The following is an 11,874-nucleotide window of genomic DNA, read 5'->3' as shown; positions in this document are numbered from 1 at the left end:
GCCTTCATCATGTTGTCGCCGATGACCTTGCGCATCCGGGTCATCTTGACGGTCTGACCGCGCAGCGGCGACAACATGATGAAGGCGCTGCACTCGCAGGCCCAGCTCACCTCCGTGGTCGAGGTGGACATCACCAAGCTGATGCGGCTGCGGGCCCAGGCGAAGGAGTCCTTCGCCGCCCGCGAGGGCGTCAAGCTCTCCCCGATGCCGTTCTTCGTCAAGGCGGCGGCCCAGGCGCTGAAGGCCCACCCGGTCATCAACGCCCGGATCAACGAGGACGAGGGCACGATCACGTACTTCGACTCGGAGAACATCGGTATCGCGGTGGACTCCGAGAAGGGCCTGATGACCCCGGTCATCAAGGGCGCGGGCGATCTGAACATCGCCGGCATCTCCAAGAAGACCGCGGAGCTGGCGGCGGCCGTCCGGGCCAGCCGGATCACGCCGGACGATCTGGCCGGCGGGACCTTCACCATCAGCAACACCGGTTCGCGCGGTGCGCTGTTCGACACGATCATCGTGCCGCCGAACCAGGCCGCCATCCTGGGCATCGGCGCCACCGTCCGGCGTCCCGTGGTCATCGACCACCCGGACCTCGGCGAGACGATCGCGGTGCGCGACATGACGTATGTCGTCCTCTCCTACGACCACCGGCTGGTGGACGGCGCCGACGCCGCCCGCTATCTGACGGCGGTCAAGGCCATCCTCGAAGCCGGCGAGTTCGAGGTGGAGCTGGGCCTGTAGGGCCCGCGGACAGAAGCGCCCCGGAGTGAGCCGGGTCATGACAGTGCAGCCCCCGCCCGGATCCGCTCCGGGCGGGGGCGCCGTTGTAAGGGGCACGCGCCGTATTGTCTACACATCGACCGCTGCCACCGAGGAGCGCTTCATGGCCCAGCCCGTCATCCACTCGCTGCGGGAACAGATCCGCGAGCACATCGTGGACGGAATCGTCAGCGGTCGCTGGAAGCCGGGCGAGCGGATCGTGGAGCGGCGGATCGCGACGGAGCTGCAGGTCAGCCAGACACCGGTGCGCGAGGCGCTGCGCGAGCTGGAGAGTTTGCGGCTGATCGAGTCGGCCCCCAACAAGGGCGTACGGGTACGGAATCTGACCGCGGCCGATCTTGAGGAGAGCTATCCGGTACGGGCGGGCCTGGAGCAGATCGCCGCGGAGCTGGCGGCCGGGCGGCTCGCCGTGGACTGCTCCGCGCTGGAGCCGCATGTGACGGCGCTGTACGAGGCGGACCGCAACGCGGACGGCACGGCGCAGGTGCGGCACACCGTGGCCTTCCACCGGGAGCTGGTGCGGGCGGCCGGGAACAGCGTGCTGCTGCACACCTGGGAGGGGCTCGGCATCGAGGTGTTCACGGCCCTGTCGATCCGCTGGCTCGGGACCGTGCAGCAGTCGTACGCCGAGGAGCACCAGGAACTCGTCGAGGCGTTCCGCAGGTGTGATCCGCGGATCGGCACACTGGTGAAGGACCATGTGCTCGGATGCGCGCCGCGCGCCTGATTCACACCTTCTGTCACGATATGCAACCCGTCACTCGGTGCCCCCTCATACGGCACGGAATGCCAATTTCTTCCTGCTGAGAAGTTTTGCCCTTCAACCCTTTGATCGATCATCGATCAGCGACTTACAGTCATGAGCGGGCTGCACCCAGCCCTTCGCCCTGTCCTGCCAGACAAGGCTCTTCTCCACCCCCCTCCTGTCCGGAAGGCGGCGACCATGACCGACCCCGTAGGCAAACTCCCGAGCGAGCTGGACCAGCTCCCGGACCGTGATGCCGAGGAGACCGCCGAGTGGGCGGCCTCGCTCGACGCCGTGACCGAGCACGCAGGCCCCCACCGTGCCGCGTATCTGATGCGGCGGACCCTCCAGCACGCGGGAACGGCCGGGGTCCCGGTGCCGGCGCTGCTGGAGACCGACTATGTGAACACCATCCCGACCGCCGCCGAGCCCGCCTACGACGGCGACGAGGCGATGGAGGCCCGGATCACCGCCTGGAACCGCTGGAACGCGGCGGCGATGGTCACCCGTGGTGCCCGGCTCGGCGTCGGCGGCCACATCGCCACCTTCGCCTCGGCGGCCTGGCTCTACGAGACGGGCTTCAACCACTTCTTCCGCGGCAAGGAATCCCAGGAGTCTCCCGGCTCGGGCGACCAGCTCTACATCCAGGGCCACGCCTCCCCCGGTATCTACGCCCGCGCCTTCCTCGACGGCCGGCTGACCGAGGCCGATCTGGACAACTTCCGCCAGGAGGCGGGCGGCAGGGGACTGCCCTCGTACCCGCATCCGCGGCGGCTGCCCTGGCTCTGGGAGTTCCCCACCGTCTCCATGGGCCTCGGCCCGCTCTCGGCGATCTACCAGGCGCGCTTCAACCGCTATCTGGCCAACCGCGGGATCAAGGACACCTCCGCCTCGCACGTCTGGGCCTTCCTCGGCGACGGCGAGATGGACGAGCCCGAGTCGACGGCCGCACTGGCCCTCGCCTCGCGTGAGCAGCTCGACAATCTGACCTTCGTCATCAACTGCAATCTCCAGCGCCTCGACGGCCCGGTCCGCGCCAATTTCAAGATCGTGCAGGAGCTGGAGGCCCAGTTCCGCGGCGCCGGCTGGAACGTCGTCAAGTCACTGTGGGGCTCGGCCTGGGACGAGCTGTTCGCGCTGGACACCACGGGCGCGCTGGTACGCCGGCTGCGCCAGGTGCCGGACGCGCAGTTCCAGACGTACGCGACGCGTGATGTCGCCTACATCCGTGAGCACTTCTTCGGTGTCGACCCGGCGCTGATCGAGATGGCGAGGCTGCTGCCCGACGCCAGGATCGCCGAGTGTTTCTTCACCTCGCGCGGCGGCCACGAGGCCCGCAAGGTGTACGCGGCCTACCGCGCGGCGGTGGCGCACAAGGGCGCTCCGACCGTGATCCTGGCGCAGACGGTGAAGGGCTACACGCTCGGCTCGGGCTTCGAGTCGCGCAACGCCAACCACCAGATGAAGAAGCTCTCCGGCGAGCAGTTCCGCGCCATGCGCGATCTGCTGGACCTGCCGATCCCGGCGGCGAAGCTGGCCGAGGACCTGATGCCGTACGGCCACCCCGGCGCCGACTCGCCCGAGGTGCGCTATCTCCAGGAGCGCCGCGCGGAGCTGGGCGGTCCCGCACCGGCCCGGCGGGTGCATCCCGTCGTGCTGCCCGAGCCGTCCGACAAGCCGTTCCAGACGGTCTACAAGGGCTCGGGCAAGCAGTCGGTGGCGACCACCATGGCGTTCGTCCGGCTGATGAAGGACCTGATGCGGGACAAGGAGACCGGCAGGCGCTGGGTCCCCATCGTCCCCGACGAGGCCCGTACGTTCGGCATGGAGGCGCTGTTCCCGTCGGCCGGCATCTACTCGCCGCTGGGCCAGACGTACGATCCGGTCGACCGCGACCAGATCATGTACTACAAGGAGGCCAAGGACGGCCAGATCCTCAACGAGGGGATCACCGAGGCCGGTTCGATGGCCGACTTCATCGCCGCCGCGACGTCGTACGCGACGCACGGCGAGCCGATGATCCCGTTCTACATCTTCTACTCGATGTTCGGCTGGCAGCGCACGGGCGACCAGATGTGGCAGCTCGCCGACCAGCTCGGCAAGGGCTTCATCGTCGGCGCCACGGCGGGCCGTACGACACTGACGGGCGAGGGCCTCCAGCACGCGGACGGCCACTCGCACCTGATCGCGTCCACCAACCCGGCCTCGCTCAACTACGACCCGGCGTTCGCGTACGAGCTCGCGGTGATCGTCAAGGACGGTCTGCGGCGGATGTACGGCCCGGACGCCGAGAACGTCTTCTACTACCTGACGGTCTACAACGAGCCGATGCCGCAGCCCGCGATGCCGGAAGGCGTCGAGGAGGGCATCGTCAAGGGCCTGTACCGGTTCAGGGAGGGCGCTCCGGCGGCGGCCGACGCGCCGCGCACCCAGCTCCTGGCGTCGGGTACGGCGATCCACTGGGCGCTGGAGGCGCAGGAGCTGCTCGCCGCCGACTGGGGAGTCACGGCCGACGTCTGGTCCGCCACGTCCTGGGGCGAGCTGCGCAGGGACGCGATGGAGGCCGACGAGGCGCTGCTGCGCGGTGAGCAGCGGGTGCCGTACGTGACGCGCGTGCTCTCCGGCGCGCCGGGTCCCGTGCTGGCCGTCAGCGACTGGATGCGGCAGGTGCCCGACCAGATCAGCCAGTGGGTGGAGCAGGACTACACCTCGCTCGGCACGGACGGCTTCGGTCTCTCCGACACCCGCGTGGCGGCCCGCCGGTACTTCGGTGTCGACGCCGAGTCGATCGTGGTCGCCGCGCTGGCGCAGCTCGCCCGCAGGGGCGAGGTCAAACCGGAGCGGGTGGTCGAGGCGCGCGAGCGCTACGGCCTCTGACGCCCGGGGATTCCGACGGTACGGCTCCTCTCCCGGCACACCGGGTCCGGGAGAGGAGCCGCGCCGCGTTCCCGCGCGGCAGCGGCGGCACGCGCCGACGGGTCACGAGGCGAACCTGGGCAGCCACTTCACCTGGTAGTCGGGATGGCCCGCGTGCTCCGCGGCCATCTGCCGTACGACAAAGCCGAGCCCGACGGCCCGGCCGGAGGCGAAGTCGTAGGCGGGACGGTCGGTGTCCAGCGCCGCCACCTCCGTGTACTCGTCCAGCAGCACCCTGCTGGTCTCGATACGGCGGAGCGTGTACGCCGGGTCCTGACGCGCGATGTGCTGGTCGTAACCGCGTGTCCGCACGCTGAACGCGATCCCGCCCGTGCGGTCGTGGACCTCACCGGGCAGCTCCGGCGGACACCGCCAGCTCTCCGCGCCGGCCTCTCTCGCGATCCGCTCCTCCTCGTCGAGGCGTGCCCGGACGAAGGCCACCAGGTCGGCGTTGTGGTCAGTCATCAGGTTCCCGGTCCTTTGCCGTCTCGCTCCCGCTCCCGGGCGGGAGCAGTCCGCCGCCCGTGCGCGATCCATGCGTGATCTATACGGGATCTGCTCGCGTATGCGCCACTTATCATGGAATCAGGCCACGGCAATTGGCCAACCGCTTCCACGGGTGGCCGAACTGCCCGGCATCATGGAGTCATGCGCGCTGCCCGGCTGATCAAGATGGTTCTCCTCCTCCAGTCCAGACCGTCCATGACCGCCGCCGAGCTGGCCCGGGAGCTGGAGGTCTCCGAGCGGACCATCACACGTGACGCCCAGGCGCTCTCCGAGGCGGGCGTGCCGGTCTACGCGGACCGTGGCAGGAGCGGCGGCTACCGGCTGATCGGCGGCTACCGTACGCGGCTGACCGGTCTCGCGCGCGGTGAGGCCGAGGCGCTGTTCCTCTCCGGAGTGCCGGGCGCGCTGCGCGAGATGGGCCTCGACGACATCTCGTCGGCGGCCCGGCTGAAGGTGTCGGCGGCGCTGCTGCCCTCGCTGCGGGACGCCTCGGACTCGGCGGCGCAGCGCTTCCATCTCGACGCGCCCGGCTGGTACAGCGAGCCCCGGACACCCGAACTGCTGCCCGCGATCGCCGAGGCGGTGTGGGACGACCGGCTGGTCGACGCCCGTTACCGGCGCCGGGACACGGAGGTGGAGCGGGAGCTCGCGCCGTACGGTCTCGTGCTCAAGGCCGGGATCTGGTATCTGTGCGCCGGTACGGAAGGGACGTTCCGGGTCTACAGGATCGACCGGTTCACCGCCGTGGAGCCCAAGAAGGAACGTTTCGTCAGAGATGAGTGCTTCGATCTGCCCACCTTCTGGGAGGAGCAGTCGGCGGAGTTCGCGCGCTCCCTGCTCGCCACGCGGATCGTCGTACGGCTCTCGGCGGACGGTGCCCGCAGGCTGCCGTACATCGTGGACCGCGCCGCCGCCCACGAGGCGATCGCGGCCGCGGAACCGGTCGACGGCGACGGGCTGTTGACGCTCACGCTGCCGGTGGAGTCGGAGGAGGTCGCGTTCTCCCAGCTGCTGACGCTCGGCCCGGACGCGGAGATCCTGGAACCGGCGGCCCTGCGGAGCCGCTTCGCGGATGCGGCGGAGCGGATGCGCGCGCTGTACGGGTGAGGGTGAGCCGGACGGGTTCTCAAGAAACCCCCGTGATTTGTGCGGCTCCGCGTGCGCGGCCCTCCGCCAAGCACGATGCTTGACCCGTGATGGACGAGACGGAGTTCTGGGAGATCATCGACAGCACCCGCGAAGCCGCCGAGGGAGACCCGGAGGACCACGCGGATCTGCTGGTCGAGCGGCTGCTGACGCTCGATCCCGACTCCGTGCTCGACTTCGCGCGCCATTTCGAGTCCCGCTACAACCGCGCCTACCACTGGGATCTGTGGGGCGCCGCCACCGTGCTGCTGGACGGCGCGAGCGACGACGCCTTCGACTACTTCCGCTGCTGGCTGATCGGTCAGGGCCGCGAGATCTTCGAGGGCGCGGTGCACGAGCCCGACAGCCTCGCCGAACTCCTGGACGAGTTCGACGAGGACCTCGACGGGGACGGCGAGGAGCTGGGATACGCGGCGGACGAGGCGTACGAACAGCTCACCGGAGTGGTGGCGCCCGATCTGGGGATCCCGCCGCAGACCGCGGAGCCGCAGGGCACACCCATGGACTTCGAGGACGACACGGCACTCGCGGAGCGGTTCCCACGGCTGTGGGAGCGCTTCGGGGACCGGCTCGGGCAGGAGCCGCGGGGGGTCGGCCAGGAGGAGCGGGAGGACGAGGTGGAGGACGTGGAGGAAGTGGAAGTGGAGGACGCGCGGGAGGGACGGGAGCGCCGGACGGGACGGTAGACCCGGGGCGGTCCGCTCCCCGCTCCGGCAGGGCGGCCCCCCGCTCCGTTCCGTCGCCGGCCGCTTCGTAGCCGATCCGCCCGGTCCGCCCCGTCCGCCAGGTCCCCCGGTCAGGCTGGTCCTCCGACGCGTCCAGCCTCACCGACGCGTCTAGCCGGTCCGGTCGGTCAGGGAAAGCGCCATGAACACGTCGTCGATGTACTGCCCGTCCCGGCAGAACTCCTCCGGCATGATTCCCTCGACGGCAAAGCCCTCCGACTCGTACAGGCTCCGCGCCGCGGTGTTGTGTCCCAGCACCCGCAGCGTGAGCCGCCGTGCGCCCTGGTTGCGCGCGTGCACCGCCGCCGCGCGCAGCAGGGCGCGCGCCACACCACGGCCGCGCGCCCACTCGTACACCGCGAGGCCCTGTATCTGCCGTACATGCGCCTGAGTGGCGTGCGGCGAGGGCCGCGCCACCCGGATGTACCCGGCCATCCGGTCCTCCGCGCCCTCGATCCCGACCTCGGCGACGAGGTAGTCCTCGGGCACATGACCGGAGTCGAAGAAGGGAGGGAAGGGAGGCTGTGGTTCCGGTGTCACGGCGTGCAGCGGTGACCAGGTCGACCGGTCCAGTTCGGTCAGTGCCTCGTCGTCCTGGAGGGTGGCGGGACGGATCTGTGGCGCGGACATGGCGCGTTGTACGGACATGGCGCAACTGTGCCATGGAGCCGCACGGGGCAGGATGGAAGCATGAGGATCGCGGTCACCGGCTCCACCGGTCTCATCGGTACGGCACTTGTACGCTCCCTGCGCGCCGACGGCCATGACGTCGTACGCCTGGTGCGGCACCCCTCGCGCACGGGCGACGAGGTGGAGTGGGATCCCTTGCGGCAGTACGTCGACGTGCGCGGTCTGCACGGCTGCGAGGCCGTCGTCCATCTCGCGGCGGCCGGGATCGCCGACCGCCGCTGGACCGAGGCGTACCGCAAGGAGATCCGGGACAGCCGGGTCCTCGGCACGGCCGCCGTCGCGGAGGCCGTCGCCGCACTGGACGAGCGGCCACGGGTACTGGTCTGCGGCTCCGCCATCGGCTTCTACGGAGACACCGGCGACCGCGCGGTCGACGAGGACGCGCCGCCGGGAGACGGCTTTCTGCCCTCGCTCTGTGTGGAGTGGGAGGAGGCCGCCCAGGCCGCGCAGGAGGCGGGCGTGCGGACGGTGTTCGCCAGGACCGGACTGGTGGTCTCCCGCGCGGGCGGCGCCTGGGGACGGCTGTTCCCGATCTTCCGCGCGGGACTGGGCGGGCGGCTCGGCGGAGGAGACCAGTACTGGAGCTTCATCGCGCTGCACGACGAGGTCGCGGCGCTGCGGCATCTCATCGACACCGAGACGCTGGAGGGGCCGGTGAATCTCACCGCGCCGGAGCCGGTCACCAACCGTGAGGTCGTGGCGGCGATGGGGCGTGTGCTGCACCGGCCGACGCCGTTCCCGGTCCCGGCGGTGGCACTGCGGGCGGTGCTCGGCGAGCTGTCGCAGGATGTGCTGGGCAGCCAACGGGTGCTCCCGGCGCGCCTGCTGGAGTCGGGCTTCACCTTCGCGTTCCCGACCATTGACGAGGCGATCCGCGCGGCGTAGGCGAGCGACAGGTCCTCCCCGGCCGGAACGGGCGCGCACCCCCCATGCACCGGTGACCCCGGCCACGCGCGTCCGACACGCGGCCCTTCCTTTTCTAGGCTCGTCGGGACTCGACCGGACCGGGACCCGGACCCGACCGGAACCCGACCGGAACCCGACCCGGACCCAGCACCGCCTGGACACCGCTCCCGGCGTTCCGGGGTTCGGGCGTTCCAGGGCCTGACGAAGGCCATCAGCAACCCCACCAGCCGCGCCGACCTCGGGGAGGGGCCGTGCTCAGCACCGCACACCGCTCGACCGCACAGCAGGCGGACGTCGTCATCATCGGAGCCGGGCTCGCAGGTCTGTCGGCCGCCCGACATCTGACCAGCTCAGGTGTGAAGGTCAGGGTCCTGGAGGCCGCTCCGCGCGTGGGCGGCCGTATGGTCACCGACGAGGTGGACGGCTTCCGGCTCGACCGCGGCGGACAGCTTCTCACCACCTCGTATCCGGAGCTGCTGCGCACTCCGGGCCTGGACGGCGTGGGGCTGCGGAAGTTCTCGCCGGGTGTGCTCGTGCACAGCGACGGACGGAACTACCGGACCGGGGCCGTCGGGAGCGCGCGGAGCGCACTGACCGTGGCGCGCGCCCTGGCGAGCGCCCCCCGGCCGCCGCTGGGCGGCGCGGTCGACCAGGCCCGGCTCGGCGCAGCTCTCAGCCGTCTCGCGGCGACCCCGACGCGACGGCTGCTGGCCCGTCCCGAACGTACCGCCCTGGAGACCCTGTCGGCGCGCGGGCTGCCCGCCCGTACCGTCAACGGCTTCGTGCGCCCGCTGCTGTCCGCGCTGCTCTGCGATCCCGGTCTCGGGACGTCCAGCCGCTGCGCCGATCTCGCGCTGCGCGCGTTCGCCCGTGGCCGGATGTTCGTCACGGCGGGCGGCGCCGGCGCGCTGCCCGAGCTGCTCGCCCGGACGCTGCCGGAAGGCACCGTCAACACGGACGTCTGTGTCACGGACGCGTCCATCAGCGGTGTCACCACCAAGGAGCACGGAGAGTTCGGCTGCCGCGCGCTCGTCCTGGCGACCGGCGCGCGGGCGGCGGCCGAACTGCTGCCGGGGCTGCGGGTGCCGGACTTCCACCCGGTGACGGTCCTGCACCACACCGCGCCGGTACCGCCGATGACCGATCCGGCGCTGCTGCTGGACGCCGACGGCGGCGGCCCGGTCGCGTACACCGCCGTGATGAGCGCGGTCGATCCCTCGCGGGCCCCGGCCGGCCGCGTGCTGGTCTCCTCGACGGTGCTCGGCACGCCTCCGCCGGCCGCCGCGCTCGACCGCTCGGTCCGCGCCCATCTCACAAAGCTGTACGGGACGTCCACCGACGACTGGGAGCTGCTGGCCGTCCACCACGATCCGGAGGCGGTGCCCGCGATGCCGCCGCCGCACGATCTGCGGCGCCCGGTACGGCTGTTGTCGGGGCTGTACGTGTGCGGCGACCACCGTGACACGAGCACGGTCCAGGGCGCGCTCTTCTCGGGCCGCCGCGTCGCCCACGCGATCCTGCGCGATCTGGGCGTACACCCGGAGTACGAGACCGCGTCCCTGCCCGCGGTGGCGTAGGGCATCGCGGCGGCTTCAGCTCCGGTCCCGTCCGGCGCCGACAACCCCGGACGGGACCGGCTTCATACGGTGTGCGGCATACGGCGTGCGGTGCGGGCTGGGGCGTGGGCGACGCGGGCTCGGACCGACGCGGGCTCGGGCTCGGACCGGGGCGTTCGGGTACGGGTTCGGACCGGGGCCCGGCGTCAGCCGAGTGCCGCGATCCGGTCGCGGTAGTTCCGTACGGCCGCCGCGTCCCGGTAGGGCTCCAGGCGCCGTTCGAAGTCCCGTACGTACTCCACCGCCCGCGCCGACCGCATCTCGGTCGACTGCTTGGCCGCCTCCGCGCCCAGCAGACACGCCTGGTCCAGCTCACCGAGGCCGAGCCGGGCGCAGGCGAGCACCACCCGGCAGAAGAGCCGGCTGCGGGCGTACGCCGGAGCGCGCAGCTGGAGCGAGCGCTCGGCGTGCTGCACGGCCGCGCGGTACTGCTGGAGATCCCGGTAGCAGTGCCCGAACTCGTCCGCGAGCTGCGCCTCGTCGAAGAAGCGGGCCCAGTGCGGTACCTCGTCGCCGGGCCGCGCCGACTCCAGCGCGCGTTCGGACCGTACGAGCGAGGCGGTGCACGCCCGTGCCTCGCCGAGCACACCGTGCCCGCGCGCCTCGGCCGCGTGCAGCAGCGCCTGGACGACCGGTGGCGCGGAGCCGCCGACGCCCTGCTGGGCCACCCGCGCGAGCTGGACCGCCTCCCGGCCATGGCCGAGATAGACGGCCTGCCGGCTCATGGTGATCAGGACGTACGAGCCGTAGGCGCGGTCCCCGGCCGCCTGGGAGAGCCGTAACGCCTGGACGAAGTAGCGCTGGGCGAGACCGTGGGCGGCGATGTCGTACGAGGTCCAGCCCGCCAGCCGGGTCAGATGGGCCGCCGCGGCGAACAGCCTGCGGCCGGTGGTCTCCCCGTACAGACCGCGCAGCATCGGCTCCGCCTCGTGCTCCAGATAGCGGACGAGCGCCTGCCGGGCATGGCCCCCGCCGTAGGTCTGGTCGAGGGAGCAGAAGAGGTCGCCGACGGAGCGCAGGGCGGCCACATCGCCCAGGGTGACCCGCTGGCCCGCCGCGCGTTCGGTACGGGGTTTGGGGACGGTGGCGGGCCGGCCCTGCGCGGGCACCCGGGCGGCGGCCTCCTGGCCGCCGCTGTCGTGACCGCGGGCGTCGCCGTTCTCAGGACCGCGGCCGGCGGTGTGCGTGTCGAGGCCGGGATGGCCGACCCGTTCGTCCGCGCGTCCGATCAGCCAGTCGCGGCTGGGAACGACCAGCCCGGCCGGGGTGAACGCGATCTTGCGCAGTTCGGAGTGGCTGCCGGAGTCCTTGCGCCACAGTCCGCCGACGATGTCGACGGCCTCCTCGGGCGAGGAGGCGAATTCGAGACCCGCGTAGACCGGCGCACAGGCGTCCAGCCCCAGATCCTGTGCGGAGAGCCGACGGCCGAGACGGCGGGTGAACACCTCGGCGATCAGCGCGGGAGTGGTGCCACGGGGCTGCTGTCCACGCAGCCAGCGTGTCACCGACGTCTTGTCGTACCGCAGATCCAGGCCGTGTTCGAGACCGAGCTGGTCCACCCGGCGGGCGAGACCTGCGTTGGAGAATCCGGCTTCCGCGATGAGCGCGGCGAGCTGGCGGTTGGGGATGCGCTGCGGAGGTCGTTCCGACATCAGCTGTACGGTCTCCTGCCTTCCGGGCCCGGGGAGCAGCCCATATGGAACGGCGCGAATTTAGCGGTAGTGAACGCCTCCGCCATGACCTTCGCGCCACATTCATCCGATCGTGTGAGGATCAAGGACCTCGCTGACGGGAGTACCCGTGGAGGGTGCCGCGGCGTGGACCCCAGGAGCCGCCCGAC

The 11,874-nt window shown here is 71.3% G+C and carries 8 protein-coding genes and 2 pseudogenes; 7 read left to right on the top strand and 3 right to left on the bottom strand.

Annotated elements, in window-relative coordinates; all coding sequences use genetic code 11:
- Positions 1-66: 66 nt before the first annotated feature.
- The 3 genes and pseudogenes from BFF77_RS03005 to aceE form a co-directional block, all read left to right on the top strand.
- Positions 67-744: pseudogene (locus tag BFF77_RS03005) on the top strand (2-oxo acid dehydrogenase subunit E2); the annotation flags it as partial.
- A gap of 142 nt (positions 745-886) precedes the next feature.
- Entirely contained in the window at positions 887-1,510 is a 624-nt protein-coding gene (locus tag BFF77_RS03000) for a GntR family transcriptional regulator (protein WP_066943505.1), read from the top strand.
- Positions 1,511-1,726: 216 nt separating this feature from the next.
- Entirely contained in the window at positions 1,727-4,405 is a 2,679-nt protein-coding gene (gene aceE / locus BFF77_RS02995; RefSeq protein ID WP_066943503.1) for a pyruvate dehydrogenase (acetyl-transferring), homodimeric type, read from the top strand.
- Between the two features lie 102 nt (positions 4,406-4,507).
- Here the strand turns inward: aceE and BFF77_RS02990 are convergent, their stop codons facing one another.
- Positions 4,508-4,909 carry a DUF6221 family protein gene (locus BFF77_RS02990; RefSeq protein WP_066943501.1) on the bottom strand — a complete coding sequence of 134 codons (402 nt, stop codon included), beginning with the start codon at positions 4,907-4,909 and terminating at the stop codon, positions 4,508-4,510.
- 183 nt (positions 4,910-5,092) lie between these two features.
- Between BFF77_RS02990 and BFF77_RS02985 the strand changes: the two genes are divergently transcribed.
- Positions 5,093-6,058, top strand: coding sequence for a helix-turn-helix transcriptional regulator (locus BFF77_RS02985; protein ID WP_066943499.1), 966 nt, complete (start codon positions 5,093-5,095; stop codon positions 6,056-6,058).
- A gap of 89 nt (positions 6,059-6,147) precedes the next feature.
- Positions 6,148-6,666 (top strand): annotated as a pseudogene (locus tag BFF77_RS02980) (DUF4240 domain-containing protein); the annotation flags it as partial.
- Between the two features lie 267 nt (positions 6,667-6,933).
- Here the strand turns inward: BFF77_RS02980 and BFF77_RS02975 are convergent.
- A complete protein-coding gene (locus BFF77_RS02975) occupies positions 6,934-7,470 on the bottom strand; it encodes a GNAT family N-acetyltransferase (RefSeq protein WP_066943497.1) in 537 nt (178 codons plus the stop codon).
- A gap of 42 nt (positions 7,471-7,512) precedes the next feature.
- Here BFF77_RS02975 and BFF77_RS02970 point away from each other — a divergent pair, with 42 nt between their 5' ends.
- Together BFF77_RS02970 and BFF77_RS02965 are read left to right on the top strand one after the other, a co-directional pair.
- Positions 7,513-8,397 (top strand): TIGR01777 family oxidoreductase, encoded by an 885-nt coding sequence (locus BFF77_RS02970; RefSeq protein WP_066943495.1) that lies wholly within the window; start codon positions 7,513-7,515, stop codon positions 8,395-8,397.
- 272 nt (positions 8,398-8,669) lie between these two features.
- The gene (locus BFF77_RS02965) at positions 8,670-9,995 is read left to right on the top strand and encodes an NAD(P)/FAD-dependent oxidoreductase (RefSeq protein WP_066943493.1); all 1,326 of its coding nucleotides are present in this window, start codon (positions 8,670-8,672) and stop codon (positions 9,993-9,995) included.
- Between the two features lie 185 nt (positions 9,996-10,180).
- Here the strand turns inward: BFF77_RS02965 and BFF77_RS02960 are convergent, their stop codons facing one another.
- Positions 10,181-11,686: an NsdA family TPR-like regulatory protein gene (locus BFF77_RS02960; RefSeq protein WP_066943491.1), complete on the bottom strand. Its 1,506-nt coding sequence runs from the start codon at positions 11,684-11,686 to the stop codon at positions 10,181-10,183.
- Positions 11,687-11,874 lie beyond the last annotated feature (188 nt).

Source organism: Streptomyces lushanensis (assembly GCF_001700515.1).
GTDB lineage: Bacteria > Actinomycetota > Actinomycetes > Streptomycetales > Streptomycetaceae > Streptomyces > Streptomyces lushanensis.
Note: the sequence above shows the minus strand (reverse complement) of the source record. Positions and strands in the feature narration are given on the sequence as shown.

Excerpts from the sequence above, each read along its gene's own strand:
- BFF77_RS03000 (WP_066943505.1), top strand. The coding sequence starts at position 887 with ATGGCCCAGCCCGTCATCCACTCGCTGCGGGAACAGATCCGCGAGCAC.
- aceE (WP_066943503.1), top strand. The coding sequence starts at position 1,727 with ATGACCGACCCCGTAGGCAAACTCCCGAGCGAGCTGGACCAGCTCCCG.
- BFF77_RS02990 (WP_066943501.1), bottom strand. The coding sequence starts at position 4,909 with ATGACTGACCACAACGCCGACCTGGTGGCCTTCGTCCGGGCACGCCTC.
- BFF77_RS02985 (WP_066943499.1), top strand. The coding sequence starts at position 5,093 with ATGCGCGCTGCCCGGCTGATCAAGATGGTTCTCCTCCTCCAGTCCAGA.
- BFF77_RS02975 (WP_066943497.1), bottom strand. The coding sequence starts at position 7,470 with ATGTCCGTACAACGCGCCATGTCCGCGCCACAGATCCGTCCCGCCACC.
- BFF77_RS02970 (WP_066943495.1), top strand. The coding sequence starts at position 7,513 with ATGAGGATCGCGGTCACCGGCTCCACCGGTCTCATCGGTACGGCACTT.
- BFF77_RS02960 (WP_066943491.1), bottom strand. The coding sequence starts at position 11,686 with ATGTCGGAACGACCTCCGCAGCGCATCCCCAACCGCCAGCTCGCCGCG.